Here is a 17,221-nt window from a genome sequence, read left to right as displayed (position 1 = left end):
GGAAATTTATTAATTAAGACTTCGTTCCCAAGTTCAAAAAATTCTGCTCGAAGAGTACAATTTCTGATTAATAAAGCAACAAAAAAAACCCTTGCTATACAAGGGTTTCAACGATTTTAAGGTATGGAGCCTAGGGGGATCGAACCCCTGACCTCATCGCTGCCAGCGATGCGCTCTCCCAGCTGAGCTAAGGCCCCAGGATATGAAATAGATAACTTGTCCAGCGCTGCTACGTTCCACAGGCGACTCCTATATCATATAAAATCCAGCTTTCGCTGTCAATCACTTTTTAAGATCCAAAGTGATTGGAGAAGAACAACCGATTTCTCTGGTACACACGGACTGGAACTCCAGACTGCTCTTCTCCCTTTCCCCACTTCACTAATCCTCCAGATCGTCTTTGGACAACAGGGATTTCAGTTCTTTCATGAACATATTGATGTCTTTGAATTGGCGGTACACGGACGCAAAGCGTACATAAGCCACTTCATCCACGGGAAACAGCTGCTCCATTAACAGCTCACCAATCTGGCGACTCTCAACTTCAGCATCGGCTGTATTACGCAGAGATTTCTCCACTTCAGATACCATCATCTCCAGGGTCTCTACGGAGACTGGACGTTTCTCACAGGCACGAATAAGCCCACGGAGAATCTTGTCCCGGCTGAACTCTTCCCGGCTGCCATCTTTCTTTATGACAATCAGTGGAGTCTCCTCAATCATCTCAAACGTTGTGAATCTTCGGGCACACTGCTCACACTCACGGCGACGACGAATGGATTTTGCTTCGTTGGCCGGACGCGAATCAAGTACTTTGGTACCCATATAACCGCAATAAGGACACTTCAAATCAGATCACTTCCCACGTTTTACTTTTTACCACATATTCCCTGTACTGATTTTGTAATGAAAAACGCATTGCCGACACATAATACTTTTACCAACCCGCGAGGAGGTGAACAGCAATGGCACAAAGCAATGGTAACTCCAACAACTTGGTGGTAACTAAAGCTTCCGCAGCACTCGAGCAAATGAAATATGAAGTTGCTCAAGAACTCGGAATCAGCATCCCACAAGACGGATACCAAGGTAACATGACTTCTTACGAGAACGGTTCGATCGGTGGATACATCACGAAGCGTCTGGTAACAATTGCAGAACAGCAATTGGCAGGTCAATACCAATAATATCTGCATCGTAATACGCTACACAGAGGAGCATGGAGCGGCCGGTGAACAACCGGCCTGCTCTGTGCTTCTACTTATATACTTAGAACGTATTATAGATCTTTACATACTGATTATAATAGTAAATGACTCTTTGTACATAGTGACGCGTCTCACCAAACGGAATATCTTTCACTGTATCGAACGAGCCATCCCATACACCATCTCTAAGCCAACTGTTCACTTTGCCTGGGCCCGCATTATAGGCAGCGATCATAACCGCTTCATTGCCACCGAATTGATCGGACAGATTCCTCAGATACCAAGTACCTAACTGAATATTTCGTTCAGGCTCGTGCTTCAATTCCTCTAGCGAAGTGTCGGGAATTTTGGCTTGTTCCAGTATCCAGTTGGCCGTGTCTGGCATCAGTTGCATGAGACCAATGGCACCTCGTTTGGATTCCTTGCTTGTCTTGAAATTGGTCTCCACCTTGATAATGGAAGCAATCAGAAACGGATCAACCTCATAACTCTGAGATTGGGCACGGATCTCTTCCTTATAATGTATTGGATAGAACCATGCCATCCAGTTTGTATTCAGAAATAACACCAGTACAAAGGACACAAACATCAACAGCAGTACACGTTTCTTGCGCAATACTCTCATAACAAACCCTTACGCTGTAGATATGAGTCAATTTGCTGCTCCGTCGCAGACCATAAGCCGCTGTTATCGATGACAATGTCTGCCAGCTGCTTTTTGCGCTCAATATCCATCTGTACATCCATTCGAGCCTCGGCCTGTGCTGCAGTCATTCCATCCCGACTCATCAAGCGATCTCGTTGCACCGATCTCGGGACATATACGACCATAACTTCCTCGAAACCGTCCTCCAGACCTGATTCGTAGAGCAATGGAATATCAGACACCACAAGTTTATCCGGATGTTGCAATGCGTATGCAGCAGCCCGTTCGCGCATCTCTCTTCGGATCGCCGGATGTGTAATGGCCTCCAATGCCTTCCGTTCCTCTGGTTGTTGAAAAACAATGCTTCCGAGCTTTTTCCGATCCAGTGTTCCATCTTCGTTCAGTATGGCTTGTCCAAACCGCTTAACAGCGGCGGCCAACACGGGATGCCCGGGCATCATAACTTCCCGGGCAATAACGTCTGCATCGATGAGCAACGCTCCCTTACTGGCGAGATAGGCGGAAACACTGCTTTTGCCTGTCGCGATCCCGCCGGTTAAGCCTATATTCATCGTTTCACCTCATAACAACTTCATTATCCCCATAATCATTAACAATAGCGCTGGCAATACAGACAGTCTTCGCATCCAGCGCAGAGCTGAGAATCGCAATCCCACCTTCATACCGAGTGACAGAAACGCCCCACTAAACAGTGCAATAATGAGTGCTGTCCATAGTGTAGGGAATCCCAGAAGTGCCGCTCCCAATCCTGCTCCAAACGCATCCAGAGACAGGGCAATACCAAGCCACATCGCTTCTTGAGCAGAGATACTCCCCGAGTTATCCATATCCGCCTTGGAGGGACTGCGAAGGATCTGAATAACAACGCCCAACTTGCGCAGTTCCAGTGTAAATACCATTCGTTCCAGTGATCCATTTGAAGCCGACTGCTCCAGATCCAGTGCAAGCACCTGATTTCTGCCCTTTGAATCCGACAGTCTCTCTTGTGCTTCTCCCACTCCAGTTACCGTTGCTTCTGCTGCCTCACCCATTCCAGTGTCTGTTTCCAGCTGTTCTTTGCCTTGCTTTCGAATGAGTTGCAACAGTGACCATGCACCAATACCTATCAATATGACGGCTCCCACAATCGAAGCGATATCCGGTGACACCACATGGGACAACAACACACCTACTTGCATCGACAAGGCAATAACCAATCCCGAACAGATCGAAATAACAGCGATAGATAACAGGGGAATCTTAGTCCTCCGTAACCCATATGTAATCCCGACTCCAAAACCATCTAAACTAAGCGCCAAAGCAAGCGCCAGCAATGAAATAAAATGATGCAGCACCCCGGACTCCTCCTCTGTGCGGTACTCGTGCCAACTGAAGATGCCAGTATGGGTATACGCCCGCTTATTTCTGCCATATCAGTATATGGAGGGAGGAATCCAAGGGTGCTATGATTTCATCATTTCGTTCATTCAGTTCATGTTACAGCAGCTGACAGTTCGGACAAAAATGCGTGCCACGGCCACCAACCACCGTTTTTTCAATTAACGTACCACAAGTTGTACAAGGTTCTGATTTGCGTCCATAGATTTTCAGTTGATGCTGGAACATTCCCATCTCACCCTGTCCATTCACATAGGACTTGATGGAAGATCCCCCTGCATTCACTGCATCTTGCAACGTAGCCACAATCGCTTCATGGAGCACCGTTAACTGAGCTTCGGTCAGTGTCTTGGCGATGGTCTCGGGATGGATACCTGCACGAAATAGAGCCTCGTCCACATAAATATTCCCGATACCAACCACATATGCCTGATTTAAAAGGACTGCTTTGATTTTGGTTGTGCGCTTGCCAACCACCTCACGGAATGCAGTTACCGTAAAGGCTGGATCAAGCGGCTCCAGTCCCAGCTTCAGCAAAGGTTTGGACACCAGTTCCTCACCTGCGTTGAACAGATGCATCGTACCGAACTGACGCACATCCTTATAACGCAATTCCGTACCATCATTAAAATGGAAGATCACATGTGTATGTTTCTCCACATCTTCATGCTGCTCGTACACACCGTACCTTCCTTCCATCCGCAGATGGGAGACAAGCACCAGCCCGTCCAGCAAAATACGCAAAAACTTGCCGCGGCGCTCCACCCCAATGACGGTATGTCCCGCGAGTTCCATTGCAAATGCATCTATGTCGTCCGGCCGCTGAATAATCCGCGGCAAGCTAACGGTAACATGATCAATCGTTTTGCCTACAATAAGTTGATTCAATGTTCTTCTGACTGTTTCGACTTCCGGTAATTCCGGCATGATGTTCTCACCTCCCCTATATTATAACGGAAGATGGCGCTCAGCGGGACCCTTTTCTTATATCACATACATGGAAAGGCCTATTGTAAAATACCGGAAAAACCGCGCAGCACTTGATTTATTTCGCTTCGTACCAGTTATCACCAAAGCTGACTTCGGCTTTCAGTGGAACCGACAGTTCCAATGCTTTTTCCATAACAGATGGTACTAACTCTTTCATCAGTTCCAATTCATCGGCAGGCACTTCGAATACAAGCTCATCGTGCACCTGAAGCAACATACGGCTCTTCAGCTGGCGTTCCCGCAGCGCTTCATCCATCTGTACCATGGCCAGCTTGATGATATCTGCCGCAGTTCCCTGAATCGGTGTATTCATCGCCGTACGCTCTGCGAAGGAACGCAGATTGAAGTTACTGGCATTAATCTCTGGCAGGTAGCGACGTCGCTCCAACAGCGTTTTGACGTAACCATCCTGACGAGCTTCCTTCACAATGTCATCCATATATCGGCGGACACCCTGGAATACTTCAAAATACTGATCAATAAACTGCGCGGCCTCTTTACGTGTAATATGCAGGTTCTGTGATAAGCCATAATCACTTATTCCATACACGATACCAAAGTTAACTGCCTTGGCGGAACGACGCATATCCCCATCCACATCCTCAGGCTTCACGCCAAATACATCCGAAGCGGTCTTTGTATGAATATCCATATCATTGACAAACGCTTCCTTCAAGCGCTCATCGTCCGAAATGTGGGCCAGTACACGAAGTTCAATCTGGGAATAGTCTGCTGCCAAAATGGACCATCCGGGCTCTGAAGGAACAAATACCTTCCGGATTTTGCGACCTTCCTCCATCCGAATCGGAATGTTCTGCAAGTTCGGGAATTGACTGCTAAGTCGTCCCGTTGCAGCAATGGTCTGACGATAATACGTATGCACCTTGCCATCCCGATCGGATATCTCTTTGAGCAATCCTTCCACATAAGTGGATTGCAGCTTGGCAAGCTGACGATATTGCAGAATATGCTTGACCACATCATTATAAGGAGCCAATTTCTCCAATACTTCAGCATCTGTGGAATAACCCGTTTTGGTTTTCTTCACCACTGGCAAGCCCAATCTATCAAATAAAATCTCACCCAATTGCTTCGGTGAATTCAGATTAAATTCCGTTCCTGACAGCTTGTAGATCTCAGCCATCAACCTGCTGATCTGTTCTTCAAACTCACTGCCCAAAGCCTGTAGATCGGCTGTATTGGCCTTAATGCCCTGTTTCTCCATGTCCGCCAATATGCGTGACAACGGCATCTCTAGTTCATGGAACAGCAAATTCATCTCATCCGTTTCCAGCACCTGCTCCTGAAGTGGAATAATGGCTGCGACTGCAGCAGCTTTGCGGCACAGGAAATCGCCCAAGATTTCTACTTCCGGCACCTTGTACTTGGCCCCTTTGCCCATAACCGTGTCATCCTCAACAAGCGATGGCAGACCATACTTGGTCGTGAGTCCACTAATCGTCTGGTTGGATTCCGTTGGATCAAGCAAATACGCCGCCAGCTGTACATCAAATGACGCACCAGCAAATTCAATGCCATGCGCATGCAGGGCCAGGTCCACACGATGAAGATCATACCCCCGCTTCGGCTGCTCTGTATTACCAAGCCATGCCCGCACTGGAGCCGCTGCCTCGGAATGAAGCAATTCGGGAGATATGAACGTATACGTTCCAGCGGAACCTAGAGCTAGTCCAATCAATTTCGCTTGGTGCGGGTTATCCCCATGTGTCTCCACGTGGAGGACATCAATGGAATCGAGGGAACTGAACAGCTCACTGATGTTGTCCTCTGTTGCAATGGAAGACTCCACCTCGGCAGCAGGGACCGCTTCCTGTTCAGAACCGATGCTGCCACTGAACGACAGGCGTTCGAGCAAGGATTTGAATTCCAGCTTGGCCAATGCAGGGCCGGCATGTTCTTCTTTTAATCCAGCGAATTGCATATCCTCCCACGTCTGCTCCAGCGGAACTTCCCGATGAATCGTCGCGAGTTGTTTGCTCATCCGGGCATCTTCGGCGTGAGCCTCGATCTTCTCTTTCATCTTACCCTTCAGCTCACTTGTGCCGTTAAGAACATCTTCTACGGATCCGAACTGGTGCAGCAGCTTCAATGCTGTTTTCTCTCCAACCCCGGGAATACCCGGAATATTATCGGACGCATCGCCCATCAGACCCTTGAGATCAATGATTTGCAGCGGAGTCAGACCATAACGCTCTTTAATCTGAGTAGGATCATACAGCTCAATATCGGTTACCCCTTTACGCGTCAACCCGATATGTACATGTTCGGAAGCAAGCTGCAGCATATCTTTGTCACCCGATACAACAAGCACCTGTCTGCCCGCTTCATCTGCGCGTTTGGTTAACGTTCCGATGATGTCATCCGCTTCGAATCCAGCCAGCTCAAACTGAGCGATGCCAAGTCCTTTCAGCAGTTCTTTGAGCAACGGGAATTGCTCTGACAACTCTGGTGGTGTTTTCTCCCGACCGCCCTTGTATTCCTGATACCCTTCGTGGCGGAACGTGATTTTGCCTGCATCAAATGCAACCATGACATGTGTAGGCTTATGCTCTTCAAGCAGTCTCAGCAGCATCGTGGTGAAGCCATACACCGCATTGGTATGCAAACCTTTCGAGTTGGTCAGAGGCGGCATTGCAAAAAACGCCCTGTAAATAATGCTATTTCCATCTATGAGAATAAACTTGTCCATTCCAGCACCTCGCGTATTATATGGTCAACCTCTTCAAATTACATCTACTCTCATGATACCATACCCACCTGTCACATCAAAAAGAATAGCCTCTTTTCACTTCATTTTATTCGCAAAAAAGAACCTTCTCCGCAGACAGCCTGTGACACAGCCTACCTGAGTGAAAGTCCTTTTCCATTCATATGATTTTATTACTTAATCAGCACTGATTTCCCAATTCTAAAACAATACTCTTCTATTGATTCAGATCCGGGCGTTTACCTGTCACCAGGTATACCGTGCTCTCACCAATGTTGGTTGCATGGTCGCCAATCCGTTCAATGTAACGTCCAACCATCATCAACAGCATAGCCTGAGAAGCCTGATTAGGGTGCTCAGTCATTAACGTGTAGAGATCACTGATCATGTGGCTGTACAGTTGATCGACCTGATCGTCCGTCTGAGCCATTTTGTAGGCCAGATCTGTGTTTTCTTTCAGGAAAGATTCGATGGATTCATCGATCATGGATTTCACGATTTCTGCCATTTGCGGGATATCCACCAGAGGTTTAATCAGCTTCTGTCCATCCATCCGGAGTGTCACCTTCGCCACATCGAGCGCAAGATCTCCCATACGCTCCAGATCACTGGAGATTTTGAATGCCACGATAATACGTCTGAGATCCTTCGCCACCGGCTGTTGTGTGATGATCAGTTTGGAGCCAAGTTCCATAATTTTGTCTTCAAGGGCATTCAGATTCGCATCATTCTTGATGATGACCTGAGCTTTCTCCGCGTTCATCGTTTGTAAACTCTCAATAGCACCATCCAATGCTGCTCCTACATGTTCACCCATTTGTTTGAGCAAGGTACGCAGCTCTTCAAGCTCCTGATCAAATTCTTTTCTGCGAATCATAGATTTCATGTCCTCCTTATCCATCATCTCCGGGTATGCCGGGATCATTCCAATTCAGCTCGCTTAACCGAACCTTCCAGATATATAATCCTCGGTCCGGGAATCTTGCGGTGTGGAGAATAACGTCTCCGTATCAGCTGCCTCCACCACTTCACCATTCAGGAAAAATACCGTGCGTCCAGATACCCGTGCCGCCTGGTGCATATTGTGGGTAACCATAACGATCGTGTACTTGTGATGCAATTCCTTCACCAGTTCCTCAATCTTCAATGTGGAGATCGGGTCGAGTGCAGACGTTGCTTCATCCATCAATAGAACGTCAGGCTGTACAGCCAGCGCCCGTGCAATACAGAGACGCTGTTGTTGTCCGCCGGACAAACTAAGTGCCGACTTTTTCAATACATCCTTCACTTCATCCCACAGTGCAGCATGGACAAGACTTTGTTCCACCAACTGGTCCAGTTCAGCCTTTTGGGTTACCCCGTGCAAGCGCGGCCCATAAGCGACGTTATCGTATATGGATTTTGGAAAAGGATTCGGTTGTTGAAACACCATGCCAACTCGTTTACGCAGTGTCTCCACTTCAATCTCATTACTGTAAATGTCAGAGCCATTCAGCATAACCTGTCCTTCCACACGAACACCCGGAATCATGTCATTCATCCGGTTTAACGTGCGAAGCAATGTCGATTTACCACAACCTGACGGCCCGATGAACGCAGTAACGGTTTTTTCCGGCAGATCCATCGATATATTTTTAAGCGCGTGATGCGTATCATAATATAAATTAAGATTTTCAATGTGAATGAGGTCCTTCATGGATGTTCACTTCTCCTTCGCTGCAGGGACACGAAAACTCCCTTTACGTTGAGACCGATGCTGATAATCTTTCATCGCTGCTCGGCCATCTTTAATATCCTACCCTTTCATTGTAAAAACAGTATCACTTTCATGTTAACGGAATGTAAAAAAGACATCCTTAACCTTCATGATCTGCTTGATGGATCAATCTGATTCCTGATGTCTGCCTTATTGACTACTTTATATTACTCACTATTCGAAACCATCTCATCCAGCTTCGTACGAATGTGCTCTGCCACTTCTCCAGCTTTCCCGCCTTCCATGGCGATCTCCTCTGCTATACGAGACAAATCTCTCACCGCACTGTTCAGTTGTCGGAAAGTTGCTCCCCCTGCGGTGACATGTACCGAACTGTCGTCAATCTCCGCTCCGCTTGCCTTAACCAGTTCAACAGTCTGAAGGGTCAATCCACCAATATTCTCTAGCAATGAAGACATGTTCCCCGCAACCTCACGGGTCTGTTTCGCGAGCGCTCGAATCTCGCCTGCAACAATCTGAAAACCTCGTCCATATTCACCGGCATGAGCTGCTTCTATGGAAGCATTCAGGGCAAGGAGACCACTCTGATCTGCCAGGGAGCGAATGGAATGTGCCATGCCTGAGCCTGTTTTGATCGAATTCAGCATGTGATCCGCATGTTGTCCTTGACTCTCCATATGCTGATGTACCCGGTTATAGGAAGCATCGACGTGCTTCAAACTCTCTTCGCCCCGCTTGGACAATGCCATGATCCCACGGGCCTCATGAACGGTCTGATTCGCTGCATTCACCAGCTTGGTGACCGCATTGTTGATTCTGGATATCTCCTGTCTGCTCTCGGTTACTGTACGTATGCGTTCTTCCGTAACAACCTGTTGCAGTCTGCGGGATAGCGACATTACGTCACGCATCGTCAGCACACCAAGCAGTCTGCCTTGGTCCGTAACCAGCAGACAATCGTAGAAATGCTGTTCATCCCGTCCAAGTGCGATATCAATAATTGTTGAGGCTTCCATATGAATATCTGCAATAACGGGAGATTTATTCACTACTTGTATGACCGGCTTTCGGTAGAATAGATCTGCGGCAAAACGGCCATTTAACATCCGATATAACGTCTCTCGCATTAACAATCCAGTGGGTTTCATCTGATCATCACACAATACGATACATGGGTGCTCCTGATCCTGATTCATCATCGTGGCAGCTTCTCCACAGGTCGTATGGACGCTTGCGACAGGTACCTGACGATAATAATCATGCAAATGGATTAAAGGTTTTTCAGCAACAACCGTTTCTTCACTCTGCTTCATTTCGGATGTTATTAATTCTTCACTATGTAAAACAACATGAGGCTGGTCAGGTTTCACTTCGAGCAACATGGGCATAAATGCGCAATCTCCTTTACGTATTAGCTCCGTCTTGAGATAGATTATGTAGGTATAAAGTATCACCCAGATAAGTCCATGCTACTCCCTCTACGTAAAGTAAAATCTTCCTTTATGTTAAACGAACGTAAAATAAAACTCCCCGATCATTGCTAACTTGAATGATGGGGAGTTTTTCTTTTGACAACCAATTTATAACCTACACCACGAATGGAATCAATGTGAACCGATTCCGGGTCCAGCTCCAGCTTTTTACGTAATGAGCTGACGTGTACGTCCACCGTTCGTTGACCTCCAATATAATCGAAGCCCCACACAGCGTTCATCAGATCATCCCTTGTCAGTACAACACCCGGCTTTTTGGCCAAATATAGAAGTACTTCGAACTCTTTCGGACGCAGACTGATGGATTGTCCACCCAGTGTCACTTCATATTTCAGAGGATAAATCTCCAGCTCTCCCAGAATAATTCGCGAGCCATCTTTGTCCTCAAGCTGTGGTAAATCTTCGCCATTGGAATAACGTCTTAATACCGCATCCACTCGGGCTAATAACTCAGATACACCAAAGGGTTTGGTAATATAATCATCGGCACCCGATTTCAGTCCCTGTACAACCTCGGCTTCACCGTTCTTGGCCGTCAGAATGATGACAGGTGTACTGACACCCTGTATTCTTAACTTGTTCAGAATGTCCAGACCATTCATGCCCGGAAGCATCAGATCCAGCAAAATGAGATCAAATTCCTGGGACAAGGCCCGATCATATCCTGCAGATCCGTGATCCTCTGCCGTAACGTCGTAACCTTCCTGTGTCAGGTTATACGTGAGTAATCTCGATAATGTAGGTTCATCTTCAATAACTAGCAAACGCTGTGCCATGATACCCCTTCTCTCTTCATAGGTTGTCTGTTGCCACAACACTTTTTCTATCATAGCACTAATTTGTTAACGCGGTGTAAAACAATACACACTTTTTACATTTTGATAGGGCGTGTCTGAAAATTCTGAAGGAAGCAGATTTTTCCGAATTTTCGTTCCAAGCCAGGAAGTTTTCCGCAGGCGTGCCGGGGCACGTCAAGGGAAAGTGACGCAGCAGGGGGCGAAAAGGCGGTAAAAGATGCACTTCAGCGAATTTTGAGACATGCCCTAACCAGAAGCCTACATCTCTTCATCCTGAATGAATGGAAGGATAACCCGGAACGTTGTTCCCATGCCCAGTTCACTCTCTACAGACAATTTGCCATGATGCAATTCCACCAGATGTTTAACGATGGAAAGTCCAAGGCCCGTGCCCCCTGAATTACGGGATCTGCCTTTATCAACACGATAGAACCGTTCGAAGATTCGCGGCAAATCTTTTTTCGGTATGCCAATGCCTGTATCTGACACCGCAAAGACCACTTCATCATCGTTATCCATCGTCACCTGTAACTTCACTCGTCCACCATCCGGGGTATAGTTGATTCCGTTGGATAACAGATTGATAAATATCTGCTTCATCTTGTCCTCATCTGCTTCAATGTACAGTTCCTCCGGAACATGCATTTCCAGACGTATTTGCTTTTTCTCCGCCACCTTGGACAAGGTGCCCAGCACCATTTCGAAGAAAGAGTGTACATGAACAGGTGAGCATTGCAGCGGCGCACGTTTAGATTCAATTTTGGATAACTCCAGAATATCCCCAATTAATCGGTTAAGTCGATCTCCTTCATCGTAGATGATTTTCAGGAATGAGCGCTCCGTCTCCTTATCCTGTACCCCGCCACTGAGCAACGTTTCGGCAAAACCTTTGACCGCAGCAACAGGTGTCTTGAGCTCATGAGAGACATTTGCGACAAACTCACTGCGCATCGACTCCAATCGGCGAATCGCCGTCACGTCCTGCAACAGGAACAACATGCCTCGATACCCGCCATCATCTTCGGACATCGGTACTCCATCAAGACGGATCAGTTTTTCCTCCGGGTTAAACACACTCACTTCTTCATGCATCCGTTCTTTCAGTGCAACACTCTCTTCAATGGTACGTGTTAATTCGTAGTGTCTTTTCAATTCAGTATAAGGTTTACCCGTAACTTTTCCTGCCTGAATACCCAGCATACGCTCCGCTTCCCGATTGACCAGTGCAATGGATTGCCCTGCGTCGATCATGACAATGCCGCCCGTCATATTCGCGAGGACACTCTGTAGCAACGCTTCATTATCCCGAATCGTCTTCAGTTGGGACTGCAAGCTGTCTGCCATTCCGTTGATCGCAAGCCCCAACTGTCCGATCTCATCTCTACGCGTGACATCAACTCTCGCATCGTATTCCAGCTTGGTGATCCGATGAGCTACTTTTGTAATATGCTCAATCGGGGAGGTTAATCCGCGTGCAACCCGATAACTGACAAACGCGACAATTAGGAATAGCAGTCCAAGTGCAGCAAACATAATCATCCAACCACGCTGAAGTCCCTGATCAACTGCATGCAGACTCATCGAAAGACGGATATAGCCGTCAAATTTGCCGCTAGGTATCTCAATCATGTCACTTTGATCCGAATTCACAGGTAGTGCTACATACAGCATGTCCTGTCCCAATGTTTCACTGTAACGTATGGATTGCCCGTATCCATCTCCGACGGCACCCTTAATCTCCTCACGGTTCAAGTGATTATCCATCGATGCCGGATCACTCTCGGAATCTCCAATGACCATGCCGTCTTTATTGATGAAGGTTACCCGGGAATCCGTCAGACGATCCAGTTCGAGCGCCCGATCGGAATAATACTTTCGTGTGGCTTCCGAAGTTGGATCACTTGCATCATGGAATGGAAAAGTTGCTTTGAGCAAATTAATCTCGCGCACCATGGTTTGCTCCAATGCGGATATATGCGTAGTCTTAAACACTCTGCCCATCGTATATCCAGCCACAATGACGGATACGCCGATCAGCACCATCATAATGATGGCAAGGCGAATTCGGAACGGTCTCATCTATCTCTTCCTTTATGATCAGATTAATATTTAATGAATTGCTCTACTTTGAATCCAGTTCAATTCGGTCCCCACGGGTACCCGGATTGGAAATCACAAGAAACTCCACTTCTTCGTCGCTCCGATTCATCATCTGATGCGGCATTCCGGGTGCAATCTCTATTCCTTCATGAGTTTCCAGCACAAACGTCTCTCCATTAAGTTCCATACATGCTTCACCGCTGAGGATGAAAAAAAACTGACGGCTTACCGAATGAACATGTCGTATTTCAGCCGTTCCTGCGGGCATTCGCTCATGAATAATGCTGAGTGTTTCATTTTGAACGAGATGCCAACCGTCGCACTGTGCACCCCATATATAATGTGCTGCATTCTGTTTGCTCATTTTCATATGACTTGTCCCTCCGAGTATAATTGCTCGATCTATCATATCACAGATTAGGGAGTTTCCAGTCAGACATGGCTATTAATAAATTATCATAATTGTATCAACAGAGATGCCGACTTTTGTAAACAGGTGCTAACCGCATCTTTGACATACATATTCACCTGATATAAAAAAGACGCACCGCTCAGCCATGCTGAAAGCGATACGTCTCTCTATATAATCAATCTTATCCTGAATCTAAACGTTCTTAACGTATTATCCGTTCACCACTTCGCCACCATTCACATGCATCACCTGTCCGCTCACATACGAAGAGTCATCCGAAGCAAGGTATACGTAAGCGGGAGCCAGTTCATCCGGTTGTCCTGGCCGCTTCATTGGCTGCGTTGCGCCGAACTCACTTACTTTTTTCTCATCAAATGTGGATGGAATGAGTGGTGTCCAGATCGGCCCTGGTGCAACGGCATTAACACGAATTCCCTTCTCAATCACATTCATCGATAGCGAACGAGTGAACGAAGTGATTGCTCCTTTGGTAGATGAATAGTCAAGCAGGGTCGGGCTTCCGCGATAGGCTGTGATGGAGGTTGTATTAATAATCGTACTGCCCTTCTTCAGATGTGGCAGGGCTGCCTGCGTCACATAGAACATACCAAAGATGTTGGTGCGGAATGTACGCTCCAGCTGTTCTGGCGTAATATCCTCCAGATTCTGCTGTGGATGCTGTTCTGCTGCGTTATTCACGACAATGTCCAGTTTGCTCAGTTCATCTACTGTCTGCTGAACCGATTTCTTCGCAAAGGCATCATCACCAATGTCACCTGCAATCAAGATGCACTTGCGTCCTTCTTGTTCGACCTGACGCTTCGTTTCCTTGGCATCTTCGTGCTCACTCAGGTATACAATCGCGACATCCGCGCCTTCCTTGGCATACGTAACAGCAACAGCACGTCCAATTCCGCTGTCACCCCCTGTAATAAGCGCCACCTTACCCGTCAGTTTACCTGCTGCCTTGTATTCAGGCTTCTCAAATTCCGGTCTGGGATGCATCTCCGATTCAATACCGGGGCGTTGATCCTGATGCTGTGCTGGCATTGTTTTTTGATTTTGTTGTGTATTGGTTGACATCTAACATTCTCCTCTCAAAATGTGAACATGTTTGGATTACAGAAGACATGGACTCTAACTGCAATCTTCCTTGTCTTTCGTTCTCTGAAAAAGTCTCATTCTGTAGGATGGCATGAACAGTTCAGATTATTCTTCTGCGATGAACAGCAACTTAAGCCTCAGCGCGCTGTCTCTAATCGTTATTTACCACTCTCTTTGGATATCAAACAATCGATTTGCTTCAATGCCTGGTTTGCCAAAATTCGAAATTTATTCGAAATTAGACTGTTTCATGATACAAAGTGTATTCCTATGCTGCTTGGGCTGATGTACAATGTACAGTATACTGATGTGCTTTAACTCTCATTTTTATTGGTTTAATCATTCTAACCTAACATGGAGACCTGACAATGGAATCGCATATTAATACATATATAACACTCGTAGCTACTTCAGCCGTGCTGAATGTCTTTTTGTGTTTATATACCTATTTCAGAAGATCCGAGATCCCCAGTTCCAAAATATTCATTCTCTACACAGCTGCACTCTCCATATACACTTTTGGTTATGCGATTGAGCTGGCCAGCAACACGCTGGAACAGATGAAGTTTTGGACCACCGTGGAGTATATAGGCATGCCCTTCTCCGCATCTCTTGGCCTCATGTTGATGATAAAGTACACAGGAAAAACGTTATCCAAAAAGGTAACTGCCTCTTTGTTTGTAATCCCTTCCATTACACTAGGTATGGTTGCAACCAATGACTTTCATCATCTATTTTATAAAAAAGTATGGCTGAGAGAAGATAGTCCCGTTCCTCTGATGGATATCGCAGTGGGTCAATGGTATGTTGTACACGGTGCATTCACCTTCTCCTGTCTGTTATGTGCCTGCCTCATTCTGATTGGACAATGGAGACACACCAAGAAGATGTATCGTCGTCAATTACTTACTCTCATTACTTCACAGATTATTCCTATGGTCGCAGCTTTTCTGTATTTGCTTGGTTTGACTCCCGGCGGGATGGACCCCGTACCCGTACTCATGTGTATCACATCTGCCATGTATATCTGGGCGATTCTATCCTCACGTCTACTGACCATCGTCCCCATCGCCAAAGACAGTATTTTTGAGAGCATGCGTGAAGGTGTTATTGTACTGGATAGTTTCAATCGACTGGTCGATTACAACAGATCTCTACGTGACATGTTGCCAGAGCTTAATACAACCATGATTGGCCAACCCTTGGATGATATCTGGCTTAATCTTGCTGGAAAGACGTTTCCCGTTGAATACGGAAGAGAAGGATTGCAAACCGATCTGTACTGGCAGTTAAATAGAGAGACCGTCTGTTATCAGGTCAGGACATCTTACGTGTATAACAAGGATGCACAGACTGTGGGCAGTCTAATTATGTTAATCGATATTACGGAACAACGCTTCTTGCAAGAACAGCTGAAACAACTGGCTTATTTCGATGGTCTGACCAAAATCTATAATCGCACTCAATTTTTGCATAGAGGACGGGAGATTTTGAGTGAAGCTAAGCTTAAAACGCAACCTGTATCATTTATTTTATTTGATATTGATCACTTTAAACGCATCAACGATACCTACGGGCATGATGTTGGCGATCAGGCCATCATTCATGTGGTCTCTGTTTGTAATCGATATTTAAGCCCTGAGATGTTGTTTGCCCGTTATGGAGGAGAAGAGTTTGTCATCGCTCTTCCGAATACCTCGCTTCAAGAAGCAGAGAAACTTGCCGAACAACTTAGAGTTGCCTTGTTGAATGACCCCCTGGATGTTAAGGGAATACCTATTACGCTGACCTCAAGCTTTGGTATCGCCCAGTACAATGGAGGGTCGGATTCACTGGAGTCCTTGTTACGCGACGCTGATACTGCCTTGTACGATTCCAAGCGCAATGGTCGAAATGCAGTGCGTGCATATACTGTGAGTACAACCTAATCAGTGTAGACCGTGTCTGATGGAATATGCATGATGTTATGTATGGTAGTGCTCCCTATACTTCCAGTTCAAATAAACTGAGGACTGCTGTTTTTATCTTGGTAAAAACAAAAAATAGACAGCCAATGAGGCTGTCTATTTTTCATTTGTTTCAACGAAACATCATCTTACATCTCATCCGGCTTGTCCTAAATACGTCTGCAAACGCTTAACCAACGACTAACAATACATCTTCGTAGGGTGGATTAACCGTCCACAACGCACTTAGATCACCTGATTATTTACCATGAGGTACACCATGATTAGCAAGAATACAGCCAGAAGTGTACTGAACATACGGATCTTGCTTTGCTCAGGACCCACATCACGTTTGTTCTTCACACCTTCTGCAGCGAGTCGCAGCGGTTTACCCATAATTCCTCCAATAGCCGCAATAGCCAAGAGCAGAACAACAACGACAGCCATCCAGACATGAGAATACTCGCCTTTGGTCATCAGGTAACCACCAGTAAGAAGTTGGATTACAAGTCCATACTGCGCAACTTTGTTCAAAGAACGAAGCGACGCAAAGGCTCCCTCTTGTGCTGCAGCATTCAAGGTACGGATTTTACCGACCACGAATGGCAGAATCAAATAGAATCCCATCGCCAGTGCTCCAACAATATGGAGCAGATACATAATCATTGTCAAAATTTTCATC

General features: G+C 46.4%; 16 protein-coding genes and 1 tRNA gene. 2 read left to right on the top strand and 15 right to left on the bottom strand.

The genetic code is table 11. From position 1 onward, the window contains the following. Window positions 1-124: 124 nt before the first annotated feature. Window positions 125-197, bottom strand: a tRNA-Ala gene (locus V6669_RS09905). Between the two features lie 184 nt (window positions 198-381). Next, a complete protein-coding gene (gene nrdR, locus V6669_RS09900; RefSeq protein WP_036609807.1) occupies window positions 382-849 on the bottom strand; it encodes a transcriptional regulator NrdR in 468 nt (155 codons plus the stop codon). Window positions 850-965: 116 nt separating this feature from the next. Between nrdR and V6669_RS09895 the strand changes: the two genes are divergently transcribed. Then, complete coding sequence (locus tag V6669_RS09895; RefSeq protein WP_017689472.1) at window positions 966-1,187, top strand: alpha/beta-type small acid-soluble spore protein; 222 nt, start codon at window positions 966-968, stop codon at window positions 1,185-1,187. 82 nt (window positions 1,188-1,269) lie between these two features. Here V6669_RS09895 and V6669_RS09890 read toward each other — a convergent pair whose 3' ends face one another. The 12 genes from V6669_RS09890 to V6669_RS09835 form a co-directional block, all read right to left on the bottom strand. Further along, window positions 1,270-1,833, bottom strand: coding sequence for a lytic transglycosylase domain-containing protein (locus V6669_RS09890; protein WP_338593385.1), 564 nt, complete (start codon window positions 1,831-1,833; stop codon window positions 1,270-1,272). After that, entirely contained in the window at window positions 1,830-2,426 is a 597-nt protein-coding gene (gene coaE / locus V6669_RS09885; protein ID WP_338593383.1) for a dephospho-CoA kinase, read from the bottom strand. Before coaE ends, V6669_RS09890 begins: the two co-directional genes overlap by 4 nt. Before the next feature lie 9 nt (window positions 2,427-2,435). Further along, on the bottom strand, window positions 2,436-3,251 hold the full coding sequence (locus tag V6669_RS09880) for an MntP/YtaF family protein (RefSeq protein WP_074094386.1): 816 nt from the start codon (window positions 3,249-3,251) through the stop codon (window positions 2,436-2,438). Window positions 3,252-3,351: 100 nt separating this feature from the next. Further along, complete coding sequence (mutM, locus tag V6669_RS09875; protein WP_338593381.1) at window positions 3,352-4,179, bottom strand: DNA-formamidopyrimidine glycosylase; 828 nt, start codon at window positions 4,177-4,179, stop codon at window positions 3,352-3,354. A 118-nt stretch (window positions 4,180-4,297) separates the two neighbouring features. After that, window positions 4,298-6,952 (bottom strand): DNA polymerase I, encoded by a 2,655-nt coding sequence (gene polA, locus V6669_RS09870; RefSeq protein WP_338593379.1) that lies wholly within the window; start codon window positions 6,950-6,952, stop codon window positions 4,298-4,300. Window positions 6,953-7,187: 235 nt separating this feature from the next. After that, a complete protein-coding gene (gene phoU / locus V6669_RS09865; RefSeq protein WP_017689478.1) occupies window positions 7,188-7,847 on the bottom strand; it encodes a phosphate signaling complex protein PhoU in 660 nt (219 codons plus the stop codon). A gap of 63 nt (window positions 7,848-7,910) precedes the next feature. Beyond that, complete coding sequence (gene pstB / locus V6669_RS09860) at window positions 7,911-8,666, bottom strand: phosphate ABC transporter ATP-binding protein PstB (RefSeq protein ID WP_036609821.1); 756 nt, start codon at window positions 8,664-8,666, stop codon at window positions 7,911-7,913. A gap of 227 nt (window positions 8,667-8,893) precedes the next feature. Further along, window positions 8,894-10,075: a methyl-accepting chemotaxis protein gene (locus V6669_RS09855; RefSeq protein ID WP_338593375.1), complete on the bottom strand. Its 1,182-nt coding sequence runs from the start codon at window positions 10,073-10,075 to the stop codon at window positions 8,894-8,896. 152 nt (window positions 10,076-10,227) lie between these two features. After that, window positions 10,228-10,956: a response regulator transcription factor gene (locus tag V6669_RS09850; protein ID WP_091032528.1), complete on the bottom strand. Its 729-nt coding sequence runs from the start codon at window positions 10,954-10,956 to the stop codon at window positions 10,228-10,230. 279 nt (window positions 10,957-11,235) lie between these two features. Beyond that, window positions 11,236-13,056, bottom strand: coding sequence for an ATP-binding protein (locus V6669_RS09845; protein WP_338593372.1), 1,821 nt, complete (start codon window positions 13,054-13,056; stop codon window positions 11,236-11,238). Between the two features lie 43 nt (window positions 13,057-13,099). Continuing rightward, window positions 13,100-13,447, bottom strand: coding sequence for a cupin domain-containing protein (locus V6669_RS09840; RefSeq protein WP_338593370.1), 348 nt, complete (start codon window positions 13,445-13,447; stop codon window positions 13,100-13,102). 252 nt (window positions 13,448-13,699) lie between these two features. Then, window positions 13,700-14,572, bottom strand: coding sequence for an SDR family oxidoreductase (locus V6669_RS09835; protein WP_338593368.1), 873 nt, complete (start codon window positions 14,570-14,572; stop codon window positions 13,700-13,702). A 389-nt stretch (window positions 14,573-14,961) separates the two neighbouring features. Here V6669_RS09835 and V6669_RS09830 point away from each other — a divergent pair, with 389 nt between their 5' ends. Then, a complete protein-coding gene (locus V6669_RS09830) occupies window positions 14,962-16,521 on the top strand; it encodes a histidine kinase N-terminal 7TM domain-containing protein (RefSeq protein ID WP_338593365.1) in 1,560 nt (519 codons plus the stop codon). A gap of 264 nt (window positions 16,522-16,785) precedes the next feature. Here the strand turns inward: V6669_RS09830 and V6669_RS09825 are convergent, their stop codons facing one another. Further along, window positions 16,786-17,205, bottom strand: a complete 420-nt coding sequence (locus V6669_RS09825) for a hypothetical protein (protein ID WP_036610969.1) — start codon at window positions 17,203-17,205, stop codon at window positions 16,786-16,788. Window positions 17,206-17,221: the final 16 nt, after the last annotated feature.

Origin of the sequence: Paenibacillus sp. Y5S-9, from assembly GCF_036894235.1 — a bacterium.
GTDB lineage: Bacteria > Bacillota > Bacilli > Paenibacillales > Paenibacillaceae > Paenibacillus.
Note: the sequence above shows the minus strand (reverse complement) of the source record. Positions and strands in the feature narration are given on the sequence as shown.

Coding starts and splice junctions, on each gene's coding strand:
- V6669_RS09895 (WP_017689472.1), top strand. CDS start 966: ATGGCACAAAGCAATGGTAACTCCAACAACTTGGTGGTAACTAAAGCT.
- V6669_RS09890 (WP_338593385.1), bottom strand. CDS start 1,833: ATGAGAGTATTGCGCAAGAAACGTGTACTGCTGTTGATGTTTGTGTCC.
- coaE (WP_338593383.1), bottom strand. CDS start 2,426: ATGAATATAGGCTTAACCGGCGGGATCGCGACAGGCAAAAGCAGTGTT.
- mutM (WP_338593381.1), bottom strand. CDS start 4,179: ATGCCGGAATTACCGGAAGTCGAAACAGTCAGAAGAACATTGAATCAA.
- polA (WP_338593379.1), bottom strand. CDS start 6,952: ATGGACAAGTTTATTCTCATAGATGGAAATAGCATTATTTACAGGGCG.
- phoU (WP_017689478.1), bottom strand. CDS start 7,847: ATGATTCGCAGAAAAGAATTTGATCAGGAGCTTGAAGAGCTGCGTACC.
- pstB (WP_036609821.1), bottom strand. CDS start 8,666: ATGAAGGACCTCATTCACATTGAAAATCTTAATTTATATTATGATACG.
- V6669_RS09855 (WP_338593375.1), bottom strand. CDS start 10,075: ATGCCCATGTTGCTCGAAGTGAAACCTGACCAGCCTCATGTTGTTTTA.
- V6669_RS09850 (WP_091032528.1), bottom strand. CDS start 10,956: ATGGCACAGCGTTTGCTAGTTATTGAAGATGAACCTACATTATCGAGA.
- V6669_RS09845 (WP_338593372.1), bottom strand. CDS start 13,056: ATGAGACCGTTCCGAATTCGCCTTGCCATCATTATGATGGTGCTGATC.
- V6669_RS09840 (WP_338593370.1), bottom strand. CDS start 13,447: ATGAAAATGAGCAAACAGAATGCAGCACATTATATATGGGGTGCACAG.
- V6669_RS09835 (WP_338593368.1), bottom strand. CDS start 14,572: ATGTCAACCAATACACAACAAAATCAAAAAACAATGCCAGCACAGCAT.
- V6669_RS09830 (WP_338593365.1), top strand. CDS start 14,962: ATGGAATCGCATATTAATACATATATAACACTCGTAGCTACTTCAGCC.
- V6669_RS09825 (WP_036610969.1), bottom strand. CDS start 17,205: ATGATTATGTATCTGCTCCATATTGTTGGAGCACTGGCGATGGGATTC.